Source organism: bacterium (genome assembly GCA_021372535.1).
Classification (GTDB): Bacteria; Latescibacterota; Latescibacteria; order Latescibacterales; family Latescibacteraceae; genus JAFGMP01.
This window is the reverse complement of record JAJFUH010000011.1, coordinates 1-21020: the sequence shown is the minus strand read 5'-3', so window position 1 is coordinate 21020 and position 21020 is coordinate 1. Positions and strand designations below refer to the sequence as shown.

Below are 21020 nucleotides of genomic sequence, written 5' to 3'. Positions count from 1 at the left end.
ATGCGGAACTGGTTTCGGTACCTTTAAAATCAAAACGGTCAACTATAGTACCTGTTCGATTGCAACCTGGGGTAAGATATACCATTCATGTGTAATTTTCTGAGGTCGGATTTGGAACAGTTCCGTCTCCTTTTTGTATGTACTGGAAATATGTGCCGCAGCCCCATGGCGGAAGGAATATTGAAAGAGCTCGTTCTGGACGAAATCGAAAACAATAACCGGGTGATTCCGATTGTAATCCAGTCCGCCGGAACATATGCCACCGAAGGGAATCCGGCTTCTCAGGATGCACGGGCTGTTGCGGCTGCCCACGGAATAAATATAGGATTTCACCGCGCAAAACAGGTTTCCGAAGAAATTGTCAGGAACGCCGACCTCATACTCACCATGGAAAAAAACCACACCGATTTCATTACCATGCGATGGCCGTTCTGCCAGTATGTCCATGAACTGAAATGTTTCGGGCTGAAAGGCGATGAACGCCCCGGTTTCTGCGAAATTATCGATCCTGTCGCCGGGGGGTATGAGATATATATGGCCGTTTTCGACGAACTATATGCGGAAATATCACGCGTTGCGCCATTGGTTTTTTCATGGGCGGAAAAAAAAGCGGGAACTGATTCCCGTAAAGAAAGTACCAAATAAAAACTCCGGTATTCAGATGTTACGTTTATTGATACACGATTTTTTATTCACATTCTGATACAGTAATGTGGCAGGAACATTTTTGATTTATTCGCGAGTCCCCGAGGAATACGGGTTTGAGTGGTGAAAGCAAGTGCGGATGCAATGTCCGGCGATCGACAATATCGGCTTATATAATCACCAAAAATGAAGAAAAAAATATCGGCCGTGCTATTGAAAGTGTCAGGTGGATGGACGAGATAATCGTTCTTGATTCTGGCAGCACCGATAACACGGTTGTTCTGGCGGAGAAGCTCGATGCCCATGTTTCATTTGCTCCATTCAATAATTTCGTCGAACAAAAAAACAGGGCAATCGACCTCTGTACGGGTGACTGGGTTTTTAATCTTGACGCGGATGAAGAAGTCACCGCAGAGTTACGGAAATCCATCGAGGATATAATCACCCGTGAAGAACGGCATGGCGATCCGATGGTATACCTTGTGCCGCGTAAAACCCTGTACCTGGGGCGATGGATCATGCACTGCGGGTGGTATCCCGGTTTCCGTGCCCGCCTTTCGAAGCGGGGATATGCGCGGTGGAAAGGCGAGGTTCTCCACGAGTGGCTCGATGCCGGGGAATCGAAAGGATACCTGAGGGGAGATTTGCTTCATCGTCCCTATAATGATCTCGGGGATCATCTGAGGACTATCGACCGATATTCATGCCTCTGGGCACAACGCGAAGCCGGATCGGGGCGAAGGACAGGATTATTCAGCATTCTGGCGCGGCCTGCGGGTAAGTTTGTAAAAATGTATATTCTCCGGGCCGGATTTCTCGATTCCGGTCCCGGTCTTATCGCTTCCCTGATGGGGGCATGGTATACATTCATGAAGTACGCCAGACTCTATGAGCTTTCTTCAAGGAATACCGAATGATCAAGCTCAAAGTCATACACATCGATACTCATGCGGAATGGCGTGGCGGACAGCGGCAGGCTCTCGAGCTCATCAAGCGCCTCGGCAGGCGCGGTATATATAATGTACTTGCCTGCAAACCCGGAAGCGAAATATCGAAACGCGCTCATGCGGAAGGCATTACTGTCGTCCATTTCCCGTTCAGGGGCGAATGGGATGTTGTATCGGCGTACCAGCTCCGGAATTATATCAGGAGCGAAAAGATTCACATCGCCCATGCACATACCTCGCATGGTCATGGTATAGCGATTCTGGCGTTGTGGAAAATGAAAGAATGCAAACTGGTTGTTTCACGGCGTGTTGACTTTCATCTTCACAGCTACTACAGTAAAAAGGTCAAATACGGCCCGGCAGTCGATAAAATTATCACCGTCTCCGATGCGGTGAGACGGATTCTCATCGAGGACGGGATAGATCCGAAGCGTGTGGTGACCATCCGGAGCGGATTTATCATCGAGGAATTCGCGGACACCGTTTCATCCAGGGATTTACGGGCGGAACTCGGGTTACCTTCCGATGCGGTGGTTACTGCGACTGTAGCGGCGCTGGCGCCTCATAAAGCACACTATGTACTTCTCAAGGCGGCACACAATGTCATCAGAAAGCACCCGGAAGCCGTGTTTCTCTTCGCCGGCGAAGGGGAGATGAAATCGTCGATAGAGAGGGATATTCACAGTCTCGGTTTACAGAGATCGGTTTTTCTCCTGGGATTTGTCAAGGATATCGTTTCAGTCTATAATGCCGCTGATATTTTTGCCATTTCATCCCGCGAAGAAGGCCTGTGTTCTTCCATATTTGACGCCATGTATTTTAATCTCCCCGTCGTTGCGACAAGCGCAGGCGGTATTCCGGAGATCGTTCAGGATGGAGTGAACGGTTATATCGTTCCGATAGACGATTACATGTCATTTGCCGAGCGTATAAATTATCTGATTGAAAATCCCGAGATAAGGGGGAAAATGGGAAGCCGGTCATCTTCCATACTGTTGAGGAATACCATTGAACATACCGTGAACAGTACGGTTGACGTATACCTGAATGTACTGAATGGTTCCTCGGAGTATATAGTTTGAGCAAACATACGGTGTTTCTGCTAATTCTGACAGTGACATTGAACCTGCGCGCCGTCAGTGCTGATGAGGATGGATCGCGATTCGACAAACCGCTCGACCGTGCGACATCAGAAATGCTCAATGTCCCGTTTGTCCCTGATTCGTCATCGGCTGAAACGGATACGCTTGAACTAAAAGCGTCAACTCACAAACCCGACAGTATCCAGACGGAAAAGAAAGAATTCTCCGTGGAAATGACGGACACCGTCACAGTCGTTTCGGGAACAGCGGGTAAAGTGGATACACCGAAATCGCTTCCGGTCGTGTATACGGAAGAAAATGAGCCGGAATCTCTCGATCTTGAAGGAAACAAATTAACCACTGACATTATCAGGCTGCACCCTGATGATAAATATATACCGCGCAGAATCGAAAACAGGGCGTGGAATGTCGGTGAACAGCTTACTTTTGAGCTTACATACAGTTTTTATACGGCGGGCGTTGCGACCATGTCAGTGACAGGAATCGAGCGTGTGAACGGAGGTATGTGTTATCACATCAAGACAACCGCCAATTCGAACGATTTTATTTCGAGTTTTTATAAAGTCAGGGATACCGTGGATTCATATATCGATACATTGGGAATTTTTTCCCGCAGAATAGAAAAGCGGCTGAGGGAAGGACGGTATAAATCCGATCGTTTTGTCGATTTTCATCATGACCGTCTTATCGCTCTCAGTACGCAGAAAAAATATGCTGTTACCGAAATTCCCCCGCATATTCAGGATATCCTGAGCGCTTTATATTACCTGCGGACATTCGATCTCGAAGTCGGGAAATCCGAGGAAGTGCTCGTATACGCCGATGGACAGGTTTATCCGCTGAAAGTGAATGTATATAAACGGGAGAAAATCACGGTTCCTGCCGGAACGTTCAACTGCCTGAAAATCGAACCGATCCTCCAGTCGGAAGGCATTTTTCGTCAGAAGGGCAAAATAATTGTCTGGCTGTCCGATGACATCTATAAAATCCCTGTTAAAATGTCGAGCAAGGTGATTATCGGCAGTATCGCATCTCAGCTCATTTCGTATAAAACCGGAGTTGTTCGATGAAGAACTGCTGTTCGATTGCCGTCGTTTGTATCTGCACTGCGGTTATATGTGCGCCGGGATGCGGAAACAGAGCGCTTTTGACATCTCCACCGGCTCAGCCGGTATCCGGGACAGTTGAAAATATCGATCCGTTCATTCTGGGCGATGAATATGCAAAGATAGCGCAGGATTCCTTTCCGGTATCGACAAAGAATCCGGATGAGGTCATCAAAGAAGCGATAACTCCGCAGAAGACGACAGCCGATAAAGCAAACGAATCGCGGACAGCAGATGTCCGCCGTGAAACTTCCGAGGTATCGAAGTCTGCTTCCGATATATTGGGATACCGGGTGCAGATTGGCATGTTCGGCGATCAGAAGGAAGCATATGCCTATGCGGAAAAAGCCCGCGCGAAAGTCGATGCAAAGGTATATGTCATATACGAAGCTCCATTTTTCAGGGTGAGAGTCGGTGATTTCAGCGAAAAGAGCGAAGCCGACAATTATGTTAAAATATTGAAAGGTCTGGGTTTTAATAATTCGTGGTGGATAAGAACAACTATAAATACACAATAAATACTTTAATGAAACGAAAGGAAAAATCCTTGAAAAGAAACGGTATCAACTTCTGTATTACACTTATAAGTGTTTTATCATTTCTCGGATGCTCATCCGCGTTTTACTCGTCAAAAAAAGCCATTCCCGAGGACACTCTAGTCGAGGAAGCCGTCCAGACTGAGGAAGCGGTTGCGCAGCCGACAAAATACCCGGATGAAGAGTCCGTTCTCGAAAAGGTGCTGGCGTATTACGATGATGCCCAGGCCGCGTATGAAGATGTTGATTTCGGTCTTGCCGAATCGAAGATTGACAGCGCTTTTGTACTTATAAGCAGTGTTGATATCGACAGTATCCAGGATGAAGACCTCGTGGGCCGTTTCAAAAACGCGGTTTTTTCGCTGGGAAAATCCCTCGGAACGATTCTGAGCGATTCCGAGAAAATATCCCAGGAGGATTATACTTCTTGGATCGAAGAACTTGAAAATATCGAGGACTTTAAATCCGGTCGGTGGACAGATGAGGAACTGAGAAAAATCGTGCTTAAAATATCCCTGAAAAGCGATATGCCGATCGAATATAACGAACAGGTAAAAAAAGCCATCTACTTTTTCCAGACAAACCGCCGAAAGGAGATGACAACCTGGCTCAGGAGGAGCGGCCGTTATCTTCCCCTCATCAGGCAGATACTCACCGAGGAAGGATTGCCGCAGGATATGGCATACCTGAGCATGATCGAGAGCGGATTCAATCCGAACGCTTATTCTCGGGCACGGTGCGTTGGTCTCTGGCAGTTTTTTTATGCAACCGGAAAACTATACGGCCTTGACCGGGACGAATGGGTCGACGAGCGGAAAGACCCGATTAAATCCACCAAAGCCGCCGCAAAGCACCTCAACGACCTCTACCAGTTATACAACGACTGGAATCTCACCATGGCGGCATATAATTGCGGCCCCGCGCGTATAACACGACAGTTCCAGCAGACTCCCGATATCAATTACTGGGAGATGAAGCTCCCGACCGAAACAAAAAGTTATGTTCCGTTTTTCATGGCGGCGCTCATTATTGCAAAGGAGCCCGAGCTTTTCGGTTTTGAAAAGATCGAATACGACCCCCCGCTTGAGTTCGATACCGTTGAGGTTCATCCCTATACGAATCTGAAAAGGATCGCCGAGCAGACCAGTGTCAGCCTTGAGGAATTACGGGATTTAAATGCCGAGCTGCGCCGTGACTACACTCCCGCGGGTAAAGAAATGTATCATCTGCGAATTCCCAAGGGAGCAAAAGAGACATTTCTCGCTGAATATGCCAAGATAGAACCTGAAAAATATGTTCCTCCGCGGGTTTCCGGTTATTCGGTCAGGCGAGGGGACACGCTGTCGGGTATTGCCCAGCGGTTCGGTGTGTCGGTGACGAGTCTCATGAACGCCAATAATCTCAGAAATGCACACCGGTTGTCGGTCGGACAGAGGCTTAAGATACCCGGAGGGAAAGAGGAGTATGTCGCTTCCGCCGTATCTGATAAATCGGACGATGTGGTTGTATCCAAAGAGAAGACGGACGTCTATGTTGTCCGTAAGGATGACAGTCTCGGCCTTGTGGCAACTAAATTCAAAACTTCCGTATCGGTCCTGCAGTCGCTCAATAAAATGGGAAAGAGCACGAAGATATATGTGGGACAGCGCCTGATTGTCCCCGGGTCCGGGTCATCGGGAGCGCTCGCCCAGAAGTCGGATTCATCACGCAGCACCGATGCTCCCGAACAGATTACCTATGTTATCCAGGAAGGCGATTCGCTCTATGATATCGCCAGAACATACAACGTCGATTATAAAGACTTGATACTATGGAATAAAATCAAAGACCACAGGAAGATTCAACCGGGCCAGTCGATCATTATCAAGAAAACAAAAGGCTGATGATTGTGGTTGATCTGACAGTATCATCCGGCGATTCATCGATACCCGGCAGAAGAATTACCGGCAGCAACGATCTCATTTCATATAAGGGAGACTTTCTTGTGAAGTACCTATTCCGATTTATTATTACCCTTGTCGCAATCATCGGTGCAGCTGCATTGTCATGGAGTGAACCGTTCAATATCGATCGTATCGAAAAAATCAGCACCGGACTCGGCGCAAACGATCTCGGAGATATCGCATGGAACGGCACATCGCTCTGGATCACCGGCTCCGGAACCCTGACCAATCTTGTGGGCGAAGGTTATCATGTCACCGACTGGATTTCCTACGATTCCATGCCCGGTTTCGGGAAAGCGACTATCTCATCGTTCTTTGCTTCGGGAGACACACTCATCACCGCGTGGATTTATAGCGATAACCGCAGCGGAGATGTCTATCCAACAGGTGACGGATATTCGATCTCGACCGACCATGGACAGACATGGAAACATATCCCCGTAACCGATCTGTTCCCCGACAGAGCGGGTTATAAATACCCCGGAACCTATACCATGACCTATGATTTCGCTCTTTCCGGCAGAACGCTCTGGTGCGCGACGACATGGGGATATCTCCTCAAAACCACCGATCTCGGCAATACATGGACGCAGGTTCTGCCCGATACGACCGGATTCGATTACCTGAATGTCAATCATCACGGATACTGTGTCGAAGCGTACGGCGATACATTATGGGTCGGAACATTCATGGGAATAAACTCCAGCTTTGACGGCGGAAAAACGTGGAAGAATTATTCATGGCCCGCCGACGACTCCGGGAATCCGCAGGATCAATGGCCCGGCAACTGGGTCTACACGGTCGAGCACAAGGTAGTGGACGGCAAGACCCACATATGGGCCGGCTGTGATAAGGAAATGATGAATACCGGCCTCGGTGTTTATGGTATCTGCCATACCGATGACAACGGTGCGACATGGGAATACAAATCCACTATTTATAATTCGTGGAATTTCGCTTTCGGGCACGAGGGAGCGAACGATCCCGCAGTAAGCGACAGGACCGTTCTGGCGGCTTCCGATTCCGGGCTCGTGATTTCGTACGATCTCGGGGATACATGGAAAATCGTCGATATCGTCGAATCGGCGTCCAAAAAGTGGGCCCACGGAAAACAGATATTCTCTGTGCTCGTGGTGGGTGATACCCTGTGGGTGACTGGCTCGGATGGCATCGCCCGCTCTCATGACTGGGGGAAAAACTGGGAGATATTCCAGGGCGTGACCCGCGTCAAAGCTCTCGATAACAATAAGATAGAAAATATCGGTATTTCATCGCGCTTCGACAATGTGGAAACCTATGCATACCCCAATCCGTTCTCTCCGAAACGGCGCGACATCAGTTATTCGCTGACGAAGATTCATTATTCGCTTGTCGAACAGTCGGATATCACTGTCAGAATCTACGACTATCAGGGCCGTATCATACGGACGCTTGTGGACGGTGAGGGCCGCGCCGGCGGTCTTTCGCACGACGAGGTCTGGGATGGAAAAGACAGCGACATGCATGTCGTTCCCAATGGTGTGTATTTTTATCTAATCAAAACAGACAAAGGGGATTCAGCACGTGGTAAAATCATGGTTCTCGACTGAGCGCGGAATAATAAAATTTATTGTCGCCATGTCAGTTACAGTTATTGCGTTATCCGGAGCCGCATATCCGGACGATTACCGTCCGTGGGCCGGTGAATTCATGCGTATGGGTGTCGGGTCGCGGGCTATGGGAATGGGGAATGCCTATACAGCGGTTGAGGGAGATGTGTACAGCGCATATTACAATCCCGCGGGCCTTTCGACCATGAACAACAGGCAGATGGCGATATCGTTCCGGTATCTCAGCATGGACCGTCATTTCAAGGATATCGCGTTCGGCAGTAAAATCGGTCCCGATGCGAGTTTTGCGTTTTCATGGATAAATGCTGGCACTGAGGACGTCGTGGGCCGTGATCTCAACGGCAACCCGACCGGTTCACTCTCCGATAGCCGTAATGCTTTCGCAATTACCTTTTCAAAAAATCTCAATCAGTTCGTATCGATCGGTATCAATGCGAAAATGGCGTACTGGAAGCTTGATGACGATGATGCCAAGGCGTTCGGATTCGATCTCGGCGTTATGGTGCGGCCATTCAAGAACTTTACCGCTTCCTTTGTCACCCGCGATGTGAACAGCAGATTCACGTGGAACAGCAACCGCTGGAAAGAGACCATAGGCTCGGTCGATGGCCAGCCGCTTGAAAAAGAGGACCGGTTTCCCCACTACAATACGTTCGGTGTCGCGTACCAGTTATTTCGTGAAAAACTGCTCCTCGCTTCGACGCTCGAATTAGTCGAGGGAAATCCTTTCGGACTCGATCTCGGCGCGGCTTACAAATATAACGATACGTTCACTCTGCGGGCCGGGCTGTATAATTATACCTCATCGGATGAACTCGATACCGGAGCTTTGACCGCGGGATTCACTGTCCGTGTAACGGGTTCCATCAGCCTCGATTATGCCTATTCATCCGATCCGCTCGAAAACGACAGTATTCATTGTTTTTCACTAGTAATGACCTATGGAGTTGAGTAAGTGAACAAGAAAAGACTTTATGCAGCGGTTATCCTGATCGTCTGCTCGATGACCGGAACCGTATTTCCCCAGAGCATGGTGAGTGAAACGGGGAAGACGGGGATGTCGTTCCTTTCGATCTCACCGTCCTCACAGGCTGCATCCCTCGGAGGTGTGGCATCGGCTTATTATACCGGCGCATCGTCCATCTGGTCTAATCCGGCGCTTCTGGCCTTGCAGAAAGGGCGCACGGCTCAGTTCTCGCACACGGAATGGATCGAAGGAATCAGACAGGAATTTGCGGCGTTCTCCACGAATGCGGGCCTGGGCAGTCTCGGTTTCGCGATGCAGCTTTTCGATTCGGGCGATATCGACCTGCAGGGGAACATACCGTCCGATGAACCACTCGGCACGTACAGCATCAAGAATGTCGCTGTCTCTATCGCTTATGCACGGGAGTTCAAGGACATTCTCATCGCCGGTATAACTTACAAAAAGCTTTTTGAGAAAATTACCGACGAAACCGCGGGGGGATATGCATTCGATGGCGGCATCCGGGTGAAAACACCGTTGAAAGGGATTGCTCTTTCCGCTGTGGGCCGTAACTACGGTCAGATGGGAAAACTGAAAAGCGAGCGCACGAAGCTGCCGTCCGATGTGGCTGTCGGTTGTCTTTACAGCGGGATTCTCCCCGGAATCGAGCGGCCCTATAATGCGCTTGCCGATGTCGTGTTCCCCCGATACGGTGACAACGGATTACGGGTCGGCGCGGAAGTCGTTCCGGTCGACCGCTTTTTCTGCAGGCTCGGCTACCGGACCGACAGCGATATTGAAGATGTGACTCTCGGTGTCGGGGTGAATCTTGAGAAGTTCAACGCCGACATGTCCTATACGCATATGCAGGAGGGATTTGACAGCGTGCTGCGTTTTACCCTTTCGATAACAGGATTTTGATCCCGATATGGACAACATAGCGAAAAAAGTGCTCGAAACCATCGATGCCGATTACGCCGAAATACGTCTCGAACAGTCCGAAACCACGGGATTGAGGTACATCGGCCCGGAGCTCGAAGAAATCGGAACGACGTTTGTTCTGGGCGGATGTATACGTGTCTGTATAAAAGGCGGATGGGGATTTTCTTCGTTCACTGACATCGGACAGGCGCTGGAGAGCGGCGCGAAAGCCTGTGAGCTTGCCCGTCTGGCGAGCGGCGACGGTACGAACCTCGCACCGGTCAGTCCAGTGGTAGCACATCGTCACTGGGCATCCGGAACCGATCCTTCGACCATTTCGCTCGAAGAAAAACGGGACCTTCTGAAATCGTACAATGACCGTTTACTCTCCGCCGAAGGAATAGTTACCGCGTATTCACGGTACAGGGACATCAGACGGACGATCTGGCTGTACACGAGCGAGGGGACCCGGATTACGAGAGAAGAAGTCTATACGGGCGTCGGCGTCCGGGCTGTTGCAAAGGATGGCGCCAATGTCCAGCAGGGGATGCATTCGTTCGGTGACCAGCGGGGCTATGAAACCGTCCTGAACCGCGAGGAAGAGGTCGAGCATATAATAAAAATAACCCGTGATCTCATCAGGGCGCCCAAGGTGCAGGGAGGTCTCTATCCGGTCATCCTCAATCCGCAGCTTGCGGGTGTTTTCGCCCATGAGGCGTTCGGGCATCTCAGCGAAGCCGATTTCGTTTACGAGAATCCGCAGGCCCGGGAAATGATGAAGCTCGGAAGGAGATTCGGCCCTGATTTCCTCAATATACTCGATGACGGTTCGATCTGCGGCGAAAACGGGTATGTCCCCTGGGACGACGAGGGTGTTCCGGGACAGCGGACTTCTCTCATCAGGGATGGTGTTCTGGTTGGCCGCCTCCATTCCCGCGAGACAGCGGGGCGGATGGAAGAAACGCCGACAGGAAACGCACGCGCCCTCGATTCCTCGTTCCGTCCGATTGTCCGCATGACGACGACGTTTATCGACAGGGGAGAGACACCACTCGATTCCATGATTTCGGAAATAAAGGACGGCATTTACGCCTGCGACTTTCTCGGTGGCATGACCGATCTCGAACGGTTCACTTTCAGCTCGGCTTACGCATATAAGATCGAAAACGGGAAAATCACGTCTCCCCTGCGGGATGTGATTCTTTCCGGCAATGTTTTCGAAACACTCCACAATATCACCATGATCGGGGATGACCTGCGGCTTTATGGCGGTCTCGGGGGATGCGGAAAAGGCGGCCAGAGCCCGCTGCCAACATCCGAAGGCTCACCACATATCTGCATTAAAAACGTTCTGGCAGGATAATACACATGATTGACAGGATTCTTGACAAGGCGAAACACGCAGTTGATTTTGCCGAAGTGTACTGTTTTGAGAGTTTCGAGACGGAGGTTTCGTTCGAGTCCGGTAAACTTAAAAACGTCGAATATAAAAATCTATCCGGTGTGGGGCTTCGCGTCATCCATAACGGCGCCATCGGTTTTTCGTCGTCCACCGATCCGAACCGTTTTGACGACATGGTGGAATACGCCAGAGAAAGCGCGAAATTCGGCAAAAAAGTCGATTTTGAATTCCCCGGCAAATCCGGATTTCAGCCGGTCGCCACTTTTGATTCCGCGGTCGAAGAGTTCACATCCGCTGAGGCTGTTGAAGAAGGGAAACGTGCCGTTTCCGCGCTCCGGGAGCTGGTTCCCAAAGGTCTGACCGATGTGGACATTTCGGCTTCGCACGGCACCGTTCGTCTTGCAAACACTTCCGGGCTCGATGTGTCATACCGTGTCACCGATTTCAGCCATTCCATCGTCTCGGTTATCGTGGACGGCGACTCGATACTCTGGATCGGCGATGGCGGTAATTACGGGAATCTCACCGTACGAACGGACGATTATGTCAGGAAGATTGCCGACCTCGCAAAAAAGGCAAGAAAGAAAGCACCGCATACCGCGGGAAACCTGCCGGTCATTTTTGTTGCCGAGGAACTCCACAATCTGCTGGAGTCGATTGAAATGGGTATCGACGGCAAACGGCTTGTCAAGGGCGACAGTCCGCTCATCGGACGTGAAGGAGAGCGGGTGCTCGGCACAGTGACACTCGTCGATGACCCGTTAATCGACTTTGCGACGGGCAGCCGGCCGTTCGATGATGAGGGTGTGACCTCACGGAAAAACGTGCTATTTGAGAATGGCGTCTTCCGGTCGTTTCTCTTCGATATCGATACCGCCGCAAAAGCCGGACGTACAACGACAGCGAGCGCGGAACGTGACGCGCTCTCGATGCCGTCGATAGAATCGTCGAATATCGTCATGTCTCCCGGAACATCCTCGCTCGAAAAAATGATAGGCGATCTCGATGAAGGTGTCGTTGTATACGGAGTACTCGGGGGCGGCCAGTCGAATCTGCTTGCCGGAGATTTTGCCCTCAATATCATGCTCGGTTTTTTAATCCGAAAAGGGGAGTTTGCCGGTCGCCTGACGGATACCATGATTTCCGGTAACGTTTACAAATCGTTCGATACTCTGGCTGCGGCAGGTTCCGAAATAAAGTCGGTCGGTTCACAGTATCATGTGCCCGATGTACTGTTCTCCAATCTTTCCATTTCAAGCAGGTGACATGCTTTACCGACGAATAATAATCAAACCGGAGGACGGGTATTTCCAGGATATATCTGATGTCAGGCCGCAGCATCGGGATAACTATCTTCTCCACATTCTGCTTTTTCTGGCAACCGTTCTGACAACAACAGGCGTCGGGGCGATAATGTCCGGGCACAATCCCTTTACGGGCATTAAAGGATTTATGAGCGGTTTCCCGTTTTCTCTCACACTGCTGTGCATTCTCGGCGTCCATGAATTCGCGCATTATTTTACCGCGCGATTCTGGGACATTACGGTTACGCTTCCGTATTTTCTGCCTGCGCCATTTATACCGATAGGCACGTTCGGAGCTGTGATAAAGATGAAATCGTCCATACCAACCAGAAGGGCGCTGATCGATGTCGGCGCCGCCGGGCCGATCGCCGGATTTATCGTCGCGGTCGCGGCATGTATCATTGGTTTGCAGTGGTCGGAAGTCACCACCATCCCGACAGCACCTCTGGAAAGCTCGCTGATGCTGGGCGATTCCCTGATATTCAAGTTTTTCCAGTATATGCTCTTCGGCAGTTTGCCGGAAAATGCCACCGTATACCTTCACCCCGTGGCATATGCGGGATGGCTGGGTCTTTTTGTCACAGCGCTCAATCTCATACCGCTTGGTCAGCTCGACGGCGGACATGTGCTGTTCGCAATCTCCCCCCGCATTCACGAGCTCATGAGAAAGATACGAATACCGCTTCTGCTTCTCATGGGTCTGATATTCTGGCAGGGCTGGTATGTCTGGGCGCTCCTGTCGCTGTTTTTCGGACGTAATCATCCGTATCCGAATCACATGGAAACCTCGATAGGACCCGTAAGGACTTTTCTCGCGGTGCTTTCGCTTGTCATATTTGTTCTCTGTATCACACCGACTCCGGTGAAGGTGGGATAATCATGAGGCAGGGGAAAAAAAGAAGCCCGTGGAGCGTCGCAGTCGGATACTTCGGGATAACCGTTCTGCTTGTTGTCGTGATGGCCTGCAATAATCCCTTCAAGACAAGAGACCCGGAAGTAAATCCGAATCCGGGCGGTGTGGCTATTCAACCCGCGAATTCCGCCGAAAACGTTCTCTATAATATGAAGGTGTCTTTCGAAAACCTCAGTGTCCAGGATTACCTCGATACATTCAGCGAAGATTTTGTATTTGTTCCCGATCCCGAGGATTCGCTCGAATATGAGAATGAATTCAGGTCTTCGTGGAATAAACAGAAAGAGCGCGATTTCATGAACAACATCTCTCTTTCGATACAATCGGACACGCTTACGGTGAATTATGTGACGTTCGTGACAGCAAACTATGAATACAAACCCGGTCAGGACATGTATGAATATAACTATGTGCTCGAAGTTGTCGATCACGGCAAGAAGAACGAGTTAACCATCCGCGGCAGAGCATGGATTTATCTGAAGGAATACCCGGACGGGAAATGGTATATCTATCGCTGGATCGACCATAAAGTTCAGGCGACGATGCTGACATGGGGTGTTTTACGGGCGCTTTATCTATAACTGTTTTTTGTGGGACATCGGTTTTCACTTCACGTTCCGTAAACATGAACGGTCACTATTTTTCTTGCGTCCGGGCGCTTTTTTCAATACCTTTAACCGACAGACGATACTTTACATGTATGAGGATTTTACCATGACTTTCAAGTACTCTCCGGTACGGCCATATATATGGTTATTGACCACACTCGTTGTCTCGTTCCTTATCGGGTCGTGCATATTTTCTCCCAAGGAAGGCAAGGAAGACAATCCTGTCGACAACGGGGCATTCGAGGACCCTGTCACACCGCAGAAGGTTATCGAAAATCTCAAGGTATCGTTCAGCCATCTTGAAGTCGACTGGTATGAAAAATGCCTCCATGAGAACTTTTTCTGGGAAAGCCCGTCGAAAACCGACGAACTCGATGTCCGGTGGTCCAGAAGCGAAGAGCTGCATGTCATCGACAGGCTGATGCAGGATTGCACCGCTTTCATTTTTTCAGCACATGAAATATCGAGCTACGAAGAATGGGGAAGTAACATGGATCCGCTTCCCGATGGCGCGATAGTATCGGAAGATCACCCCAACGAAATCTGGTACGTTTATAACTATACCATTGACATGGATATTTTTACCCGGACATACGGGGATTTCAAGGTTCATCAGGATATGCAGTTTAAAATGGTCAAAGATCCGGATACGAAACTCTATTCTGTCATTCGGTGGATTGACATTACCCCCGAGTAAGGGAGTGGTTTTTTGGCCGAAAAGGAAACAAGCAGGAAAGCGCTTCTTCTTACTGTTATTTTTCCCCTTGCCGCTCTTATTTCACTGATTATCGCTACATATGCGTGGTACAGGGTACTGAAGCCCGAAAAAATACCACAACCGGTGATCATCCAGTCCAAAGTTACTCCAGAGGCTTTCTCGGCGGGACTCGAGGGAAATCTTGTCGCCGTTCTTTCCGCTCAGGGTATCGACAGGAAGGATATCAAGCGGAAAGACGCCGATATGGCAAAAGACGGTGTCCGAGCCATCTACACGGTCAAAGTCCCGGAAAATATCTCGCTGACTCTCCTCAATCTTAAGATTACCATGTTGACCCGGAACATGGGAGGCAGCGTTTTTCAGGGACTTGAAGGGTCGAACGGCGCTACGCTTACCATTACCCTCGGTTCGGGGAAAACCCCGACAGATATTGTCATATTGAAAAAATCGCCCGGCATCGAGCTGCGCCAGGCGAAGATGGCAATCATTATCGATGATCTCGGAATCAGGAATATCGATTCGGCGCGGAGATTCTGCGCACTCCAGCAGATCGTCACGCTGTCGGTTCTGCCGTTTCAGCCGCACACATCACAGGTAGTCGACTTAGCCCGCGAATCCGGAAATCCGTACATCCTCCACATGCCGATGGAACCCCAGTCATCCGAGGCAAATCCCGGCGAGGGTGCCATCCGTGTCGGCGATACGAAACAGGTCATGGTGGAAAAGCTCACAAAGGCATTCAGAAGCGTCCGCGGCGCGGAAGGTATGAACAATCATATGGGTTCAAAAGCTACCGAAAGCCTTCGAACCATGGAAATTGTCATGGAGTTTCTGTCGTCCAACAACTATTTTTTCATCGACTCCAGAACATCGCTTAACACGGTCGGATATTCACTCTCGCACAAAGCCGGAGTGAAGTCCGCGATAATCGATGGCTATCTCGATGTTGCCGATAATCAGGCCGCCATCGAAAAAAAGCTCGATAATCTCGCTGCACATGCGCTTGACACCGGTTCCTCGGTAGTCATCGGGCACGATAAACCGAATACGCTGGCGGTGATAGAACGTAAACTCCCCGAACTGGAGAAAAAGGGAATAACGTTTGTGAAAATTACCGATCTGTTACGGTAAAACACCCGAGCAGGCCGATAATTACACAGTTGCATAATGAGCATTACACACCTGCTGTATTTCTTTTACCACTTTTCATAACTCACAATATTATCAAGTGGATGCCGCTTTTTCTCTGGCGCGCTGACCGCGGCATGGCCGAGGGCCAGCATTCCCACGACACGAACATCTTTTTCGGGTATTCCGAGGCATTTTTTGACGCTGTCTTCATAAAAGGCGCCGAGCCAGCATGTTCCCAGCCCGATATCGTGCGCGACGAGAGCCATATTTTCCATCGCGATGGCGACATTTAACGAATAACCGTACTGTCCGCAGGACATGATATAGTACGTATTAGTTCCGCAACATACAATTATTACAGGCGCTTCTCCAACAAATGCCTGGCCCTTTGCCGCCTCCATCAGACAGCGACGTTTTGTCGCATCACGTACGATGATGAACCGCCAGTTCTGGAGATTCTTTGCAGATTGTGAGAAACGGGCGGCTTCGAGAATAGCAGCGATGTCGCGTTCATCAACAGGCTTCGACAGATATTTTCGGACACTGAACCGTCCCTTGATCGCATCGAGAACTGTCATGGTTTTTCTCCTTGATTAAGCATTTGATATATCTATACAGCATATGATGTATTTTGGCGCGGATACTGTTGTTTATGTCGATACGGAGCCATGTTACCTGTCGGATATATTAAACTTGTTCGATATCAGGCTTGAACGTATATTATATACCACCATGAAAAAAACAGGAAGATGAAAATGAATATTTTTCACCGTTATGTTATCCGCGAACATCTTGCCCCGTTCTTTTTTGCTTTCAGCCTGATCATGTTTGTTCTGATTCTCAAACAGATGCTCGAATTAATGGATATGGTCATATCGAAGAATGTCAATATTCTTATCATGCTGAAACTGTTTTGGTTCAATCTTGCATGGATGATCGCGCTCGTCGTGCCGATGAGTGTACTCGTCGCAACTGTCATGGCATTCGGAAGAATGGCCGCCGACCGTGAAATCACCGCCATGAAAGCGGCGGGAATATCGATGTGGAACCTGTCTTTTCCGATTATCGGGCTTTCGATTATCATTACCATGTTCATGATATGGTTCAATAACAGAATCCTCCCCGACTATAATTACCGCGCCCGGAATCTCAATCTTGCAATTGCTTTCAAAAAACCCATGTTCACGCTGATAAACCGTGAGGGTCAGTTTATCACCGATCTGCCGAATCTTACCTTGCATGTCGATAAAATCGACTACCTTTCGGGTGAAATGACGGGGATAACGCTCTTCAAACGCAATGATGACGGGGGCCAGACGACAATCTGCGCACATACCGGCCGTTTTTTCTCACAGCAGGAGGAAGGACGTCTGACTCTCGCGCTCAAGAATGGTGAGTTACACCAGATGGACGATAAAAATTCCGAGCGATATGTCCGGGGGATCTTTTCACGGTTCAACTATAATGTCAACTTCGATTCGAACCTTTCGACCAGTCAGATGGCCACAAAAAACGACCGGACAATGACCTCGGACGAGATGCGGTATGAAATTAAAAAACACGAACAGATCATTGCGCATTTTCAGGAGCGGATAAACAGCTTACCCGATGATTCTCCCGCTTCGAAAAACAAAAAAAATGATTTCAACGCCGAAATATGGAGAAACAAATCGAAAATCAGTAAATACCTCGTTGAAATCCATAAAAAGAATTCGATTCCCTTTGCCGCGATTATCTTTGTCCTGGTCGGGGCTCCGCTCGGAATGCTTGTGAGACGGTCGGGCGCATCGATCGGTATCGGGATGTCCATCGGGTTTTTCATGATTTATTACCTGTTTCTTATCGGCGGCGAAAGCGCGGGGGACAGAATGCTCATCGCGCCTTGGCTCGCCATGTGGGCGCCGAACTTCGTTCTGGGCATACTGGGAATCGGGCTTTTTATCCATGCAACGCGGAGATAGATGTGAAGAAAATTTCCAGATATGTTCTCAGGGAATTCGTTTCCATTCTTCTCTACAGTATTCTTGCATTTATCGCAATTTATATTCTTGTGGATACGGTTGAAAATATCGACAAGTTCATCGACAGCAAACTGGAATTGAAGTATATCGCTTTATACTATACCTTTTATCTTCCCTATATCGTTGTCCTCACCTTACCTGTCGCCATGCTTCTGGCAACCATGTTCAGCCTCGGACGGCTTGTCGGCGACAATGAAATCACCGCGATGAAAGCCTCGGGAATAAGCCTTTACCGAATATTGTTTCCCTTGTATGTGTTTTCTTTTTTCATCGGCCTCATGGTCATGTTTTTATCGGAGGTTGTTGTTCCCAGAACCAATCTTTTCCGGGAGGATATCAAGGACCTTTCGCGAATCGAGCGGGGAGATCGTGAAGCATATTTTTCCTTTTCCTTTTCAAAAAACCGCGAAATGGACCGTCAGAACATTTTTCTGACCAACGGGGACGGCCGGATAATCTATGCGCGGTTATACCGTTCGAAGGCATTGAAAGCCGAAAAGGTCTGCATCATGGAACCGGAAGAATATACTTCGGGAAAACAGTCGCCTCCCGCTCAGATATATGATGGTTTCAGAAGCAGGATCGATGCCGATTCACTGAAATACGCCGATGGTATCTGGATTCTGTATCATGTCCGGGAACACATATTCGGTGAGGATGGGGAAAAGCTGATTCAGCATGACATTCTGCCGGCTTCCTTTATCTCGCTCAAACCTTCGGATTTTGCAAGCATCGATACCAAACCCGAGGAAATGAATTATTTTGAGCTCGCGCAGTACATACGGGATGTCAGGCTGAAGGGCAGCGATGCATCCGAGTGGCTTGTCGATCTTTACATGAAGATATCGTTCCCGTTCGTTTCCCTCATCATTGTATTTTTCGGGGCGCCGCTCGCAACCGGTTCGTCCCTGAGAGGGAAAACAGCGTCATTTGGTATAGGGCTCATCATCTGTTTCGTGTATTATGTCCTCATCAACGCGTTCCAGATACTGGGCAGAAACGGGAAAATCGATCCGGACATGGCGGCATGGCTTCCCAACGGTTTATTTTTTATCGTTGGGGGCATCATGCATATAAAAGCCAGCAAGTAGCTCTATTCACTGAATTTTGTGTATGGCGTATTTTTTCAGCTTGCGATAGAGTGTCGAGCGGTTAATTCCCAGAATCTTCGCAACCGTTTTATACTGCCATCCGTGTGATTCGAGCGCAGTTATAATGTGTTCCTTTTCAAGCTCGCTCAGGGTTTTCTGATTTCCAAGCTTTTTCAGCGGCTGCCATGTGAATCTTTTCAGGCCTTTCTCCAGCTGCGAAAGTTGTTTTGATGTAATAACGACACATGTCGCCGAATGCGATAAATCCCGTACAGCACCGACCATGTCTTCCAACGTTTCAGATACGTTGTCTTCATGCTTTATGGGCGTGATCACCGCCGGATTATCCCGAATACACTGTATTAAAGTATCGAGCGATGTGTCACCGGACAGTTTACATCCGGCCCGTTCCAGCGTTTCAGAAAGAACGGATGTCATTTCATTTTCGGTGATAACCAGGAAAATATGCAGATTCCCGTTACTTTGCTGCATTGGCTCTACTCCCGGACAGTTATAATACTACTGTCGATGCGCCCGATGAGGGTTTTACCGCAAAAATAATCTCCCTGAAATTGTCTGCATTACGGAGTTCCGGGTGAGTTTTACGAATATACCCGTCGTAATATTCTTTCCGTATTCCACCGATAACCTGCTCGATGCTGTCATCACGGACAAGCGCGACAGCGCATCCTCCAAAACCCGCCCCGGTCAGCCGTGCGCCCGAAGCTCCGAAGCTGCGCATGACCGAGACCAGCGTGTTCAGTTCCGGAGTGGAAATACCGTACAGCGTGTCGCAGCTCGTATGAGAGTCGTTCATGAGGGAACCGAATGTTTCCGTGTCATTCTCCATGAGTGCTTTGCACGTCTTTTCAACCCGTTCCGCTTCGGAGAAGACATGAAGAGCCCTCTGCTGTATGAGAAAACCATCCGGGGGGACAGGCATGGGTATGCCATTCCGTGTCATCAGATATCTCTGTGTTATCGATTCAGGCTGCTCCTCAATAATTTTGGCAATATCTTCCAGTGAATATGAATCACGGTCAAATATTGATTTTACAAAGGATTCAGTAATATCAGCGCATTTCCCGGGGAGATCACCGAGCCGCTGCAGCGGAATTTCGAGCGCCAGTATTGTATTGAGAAGCGCAGTCGCAAGGCGGCATTCGGCGGGTCGGCGATTATAGAGGAGAAGTGCGTTTTCGGTCTTTGCCGCCCTGATAAGCGAATGGGCGACAACGATGGAATGATCGGCGGGAAAAGGAACATGCGCGTATCTGAGGGGGAAGAAATCAATTTTAACCGCATGGTCTTTGCAGCCCAGAAGGCAGATAGCCTGATCCATGCCGCCGCCCTGGGTTCCCACATAATGCTCGCCTTCAGCCATGAGCTCGGCCAGCTCGAGTATATCGACATTCAGATTGTTCGCGGCAAGGATCGAAAGGGCAGAGGCGATGACGAGAGCAGAGGAGGAGGAAAGCCCGGCGGAACCGGGAATCGAGCCGGAAAAAAGCACATCCGCGCCCGTAAGACTGCCGCCGGAAAAATCGGCGAGCGCCTGGGACGCGGCTCTGACATAATTGGACCAGTGGCCATTCCGGGCCGGCGGTATCGATGATGACAGGATAAAAGATGATTCATCGTAACGTGAATCGGTGTTCCTGATGTTCATGGTATGATCGCGCCGTGGTGATCCCGCGGCGGTTATGTAATAGGGAATTGAAATCGGAAGCACCGGGAAACCGTTATAATCGGTATGTTCTCCGATGAGATTGACTCTTCCGGGAACCTGTATGAAAAAGGAAGGGGATTTCCCGAATGTGTTGTAAAATTCACGGATTACCGGAGCTTCGATCACAGGTTTTCCTCCTGCTGTTGTGTGAAACGTGGTTATTTTTCTTCTGCAGGGCTGTCGCTGAAAATTTTATCAACCGTTGAGAGGTCTTCCGGTGTGCCAACATCTTTCCAGTATCCCGTGAGGACGTAACCTCTCAGTAAATGGCCGTCATCTCTCAGCATGCCGAAAATATCGGTCAGTTCGTATTCACCGCGGGGAG

Annotated in this window: 20 protein-coding genes; 17 read left to right on the top strand and 3 right to left on the bottom strand. The window is 49.4% G+C overall.

The window, feature by feature from the left end; translation table 11 throughout:
- Window positions 1–87: 87 nt before the first annotated feature.
- The 15 genes from LLG96_01060 to LLG96_00990 all read left to right on the top strand — a co-directional run bounded on the left by LLG96_01060 (window position 88) and on the right by LLG96_00990 (window position 15854).
- A complete protein-coding gene (locus LLG96_01060; protein MCE5248786.1) occupies window positions 88–645 on the top strand; it encodes a hypothetical protein in 558 nt (185 codons plus the stop codon).
- 116 nt (window positions 646–761) lie between these two features.
- Entirely contained in the window at window positions 762–1562 is an 801-nt protein-coding gene (locus tag LLG96_01055; GenBank protein ID MCE5248785.1) for a glycosyltransferase family 2 protein, read from the top strand.
- Window positions 1559–2674, top strand: a complete 1116-nt coding sequence (locus tag LLG96_01050) for a glycosyltransferase (GenBank protein MCE5248784.1) — start codon at window positions 1559–1561, stop codon at window positions 2672–2674. The genes LLG96_01055 and LLG96_01050 overlap by 4 nt, the downstream gene beginning before the upstream one ends.
- Window positions 2671–3765: a DUF3108 domain-containing protein gene (locus tag LLG96_01045; protein MCE5248783.1), complete on the top strand. Its 1095-nt coding sequence runs from the start codon at window positions 2671–2673 to the stop codon at window positions 3763–3765. The genes LLG96_01050 and LLG96_01045 overlap by 4 nt, the downstream gene beginning before the upstream one ends.
- Complete coding sequence (locus tag LLG96_01040) at window positions 3762–4319, top strand: SPOR domain-containing protein (GenBank protein MCE5248782.1); 558 nt, start codon at window positions 3762–3764, stop codon at window positions 4317–4319. The genes LLG96_01045 and LLG96_01040 overlap by 4 nt, the downstream gene beginning before the upstream one ends.
- Before the next feature lie 29 nt (window positions 4320–4348).
- Entirely contained in the window at window positions 4349–6220 is a 1872-nt protein-coding gene (locus tag LLG96_01035; GenBank protein MCE5248781.1) for a LysM peptidoglycan-binding domain-containing protein, read from the top strand.
- A 5-nt stretch (window positions 6221–6225) separates the two neighbouring features.
- Window positions 6226–7869, top strand: a complete 1644-nt coding sequence (locus LLG96_01030; GenBank protein MCE5248780.1) for a T9SS type A sorting domain-containing protein — start codon at window positions 6226–6228, stop codon at window positions 7867–7869.
- A complete protein-coding gene (locus tag LLG96_01025; GenBank protein ID MCE5248779.1) occupies window positions 7844–8845 on the top strand; it encodes a PorV/PorQ family protein in 1002 nt (333 codons plus the stop codon). Before LLG96_01030 ends, LLG96_01025 begins: the two co-directional genes overlap by 26 nt.
- Entirely contained in the window at window positions 8846–9778 is a 933-nt protein-coding gene (locus tag LLG96_01020; protein ID MCE5248778.1) for a PorV/PorQ family protein, read from the top strand.
- Window positions 9779–9785: 7 nt separating this feature from the next.
- Window positions 9786–11141, top strand: coding sequence for a TldD/PmbA family protein (locus LLG96_01015; GenBank protein ID MCE5248777.1), 1356 nt, complete (start codon window positions 9786–9788; stop codon window positions 11139–11141).
- Between the two features lie 5 nt (window positions 11142–11146).
- Window positions 11147–12445, top strand: a complete 1299-nt coding sequence (locus tag LLG96_01010; GenBank protein ID MCE5248776.1) for a TldD/PmbA family protein — start codon at window positions 11147–11149, stop codon at window positions 12443–12445.
- Window position 12446: 1 nt separating this feature from the next.
- Window positions 12447–13361, top strand: coding sequence for a site-2 protease family protein (locus LLG96_01005; protein MCE5248775.1), 915 nt, complete (start codon window positions 12447–12449; stop codon window positions 13359–13361).
- Between the two features lie 2 nt (window positions 13362–13363).
- Window positions 13364–13978: a hypothetical protein gene (locus LLG96_01000; GenBank protein MCE5248774.1), complete on the top strand. Its 615-nt coding sequence runs from the start codon at window positions 13364–13366 to the stop codon at window positions 13976–13978.
- A 133-nt stretch (window positions 13979–14111) separates the two neighbouring features.
- A complete protein-coding gene (locus LLG96_00995; protein MCE5248773.1) occupies window positions 14112–14702 on the top strand; it encodes a hypothetical protein in 591 nt (196 codons plus the stop codon).
- A gap of 12 nt (window positions 14703–14714) precedes the next feature.
- Window positions 14715–15854, top strand: coding sequence for a divergent polysaccharide deacetylase family protein (locus LLG96_00990; GenBank protein ID MCE5248772.1), 1140 nt, complete (start codon window positions 14715–14717; stop codon window positions 15852–15854).
- A 65-nt stretch (window positions 15855–15919) separates the two neighbouring features.
- Here the strand turns inward: LLG96_00990 and LLG96_00985 are convergent, their stop codons facing one another.
- The gene (locus LLG96_00985; protein ID MCE5248771.1) at window positions 15920–16432 is read right to left on the bottom strand and encodes a nitroreductase family protein; all 513 of its coding nucleotides are present in this window, start codon (window positions 16430–16432) and stop codon (window positions 15920–15922) included.
- A 177-nt stretch (window positions 16433–16609) separates the two neighbouring features.
- Between LLG96_00985 and LLG96_00980 the strand changes: the two genes are divergently transcribed.
- On the top strand, window positions 16610–17815 hold the full coding sequence (locus tag LLG96_00980; GenBank protein ID MCE5248770.1) for an LptF/LptG family permease: 1206 nt from the start codon (window positions 16610–16612) through the stop codon (window positions 17813–17815).
- A 2-nt stretch (window positions 17816–17817) separates the two neighbouring features.
- The gene (locus LLG96_00975) at window positions 17818–18966 is read left to right on the top strand and encodes an LptF/LptG family permease (protein MCE5248769.1); all 1149 of its coding nucleotides are present in this window, start codon (window positions 17818–17820) and stop codon (window positions 18964–18966) included.
- Window positions 18967–18972: 6 nt separating this feature from the next.
- On the opposite strand, the gene LLG96_00970 is transcribed toward LLG96_00975, so the two are convergent.
- A complete protein-coding gene (locus tag LLG96_00970) occupies window positions 18973–19458 on the bottom strand; it encodes a helix-turn-helix domain-containing protein (protein MCE5248768.1) in 486 nt (161 codons plus the stop codon).
- A 19-nt stretch (window positions 19459–19477) separates the two neighbouring features.
- Window positions 19478–20821, bottom strand: a complete 1344-nt coding sequence (galK, locus tag LLG96_00965) for a galactokinase (protein ID MCE5248767.1) — start codon at window positions 20819–20821, stop codon at window positions 19478–19480.
- Window positions 20822–21020 lie beyond the last annotated feature (199 nt).

What these genes read in the sequence shown, in the direction of transcription:
- LLG96_01050 (MCE5248784.1), top strand. Translation starts at nt 1,559, where the DNA reads ATGATCAAGCTCAAAGTCATACACATCGATACTCATGCGGAATGGCGT.
- LLG96_01010 (MCE5248776.1), top strand. Translation starts at nt 11,147, where the DNA reads ATGATTGACAGGATTCTTGACAAGGCGAAACACGCAGTTGATTTTGCC.
- LLG96_01040 (MCE5248782.1), top strand. Translation starts at nt 3,762, where the DNA reads ATGAAGAACTGCTGTTCGATTGCCGTCGTTTGTATCTGCACTGCGGTT.
- LLG96_01000 (MCE5248774.1), top strand. Translation starts at nt 13,364, where the DNA reads ATGAGGCAGGGGAAAAAAAGAAGCCCGTGGAGCGTCGCAGTCGGATAC.
- LLG96_01060 (MCE5248786.1), top strand. Translation starts at nt 88, where the DNA reads ATGTGTAATTTTCTGAGGTCGGATTTGGAACAGTTCCGTCTCCTTTTT.
- LLG96_00980 (MCE5248770.1), top strand. Translation starts at nt 16,610, where the DNA reads ATGAATATTTTTCACCGTTATGTTATCCGCGAACATCTTGCCCCGTTC.
- LLG96_00995 (MCE5248773.1), top strand. Translation starts at nt 14,112, where the DNA reads ATGACTTTCAAGTACTCTCCGGTACGGCCATATATATGGTTATTGACC.
- LLG96_00985 (MCE5248771.1), bottom strand. Translation starts at nt 16,432, where the DNA reads ATGACAGTTCTCGATGCGATCAAGGGACGGTTCAGTGTCCGAAAATAT.
- LLG96_00970 (MCE5248768.1), bottom strand. Translation starts at nt 19,458, where the DNA reads ATGCAGCAAAGTAACGGGAATCTGCATATTTTCCTGGTTATCACCGAA.
- LLG96_01005 (MCE5248775.1), top strand. Translation starts at nt 12,447, where the DNA reads ATGCTTTACCGACGAATAATAATCAAACCGGAGGACGGGTATTTCCAG.
- LLG96_01015 (MCE5248777.1), top strand. Translation starts at nt 9,786, where the DNA reads ATGGACAACATAGCGAAAAAAGTGCTCGAAACCATCGATGCCGATTAC.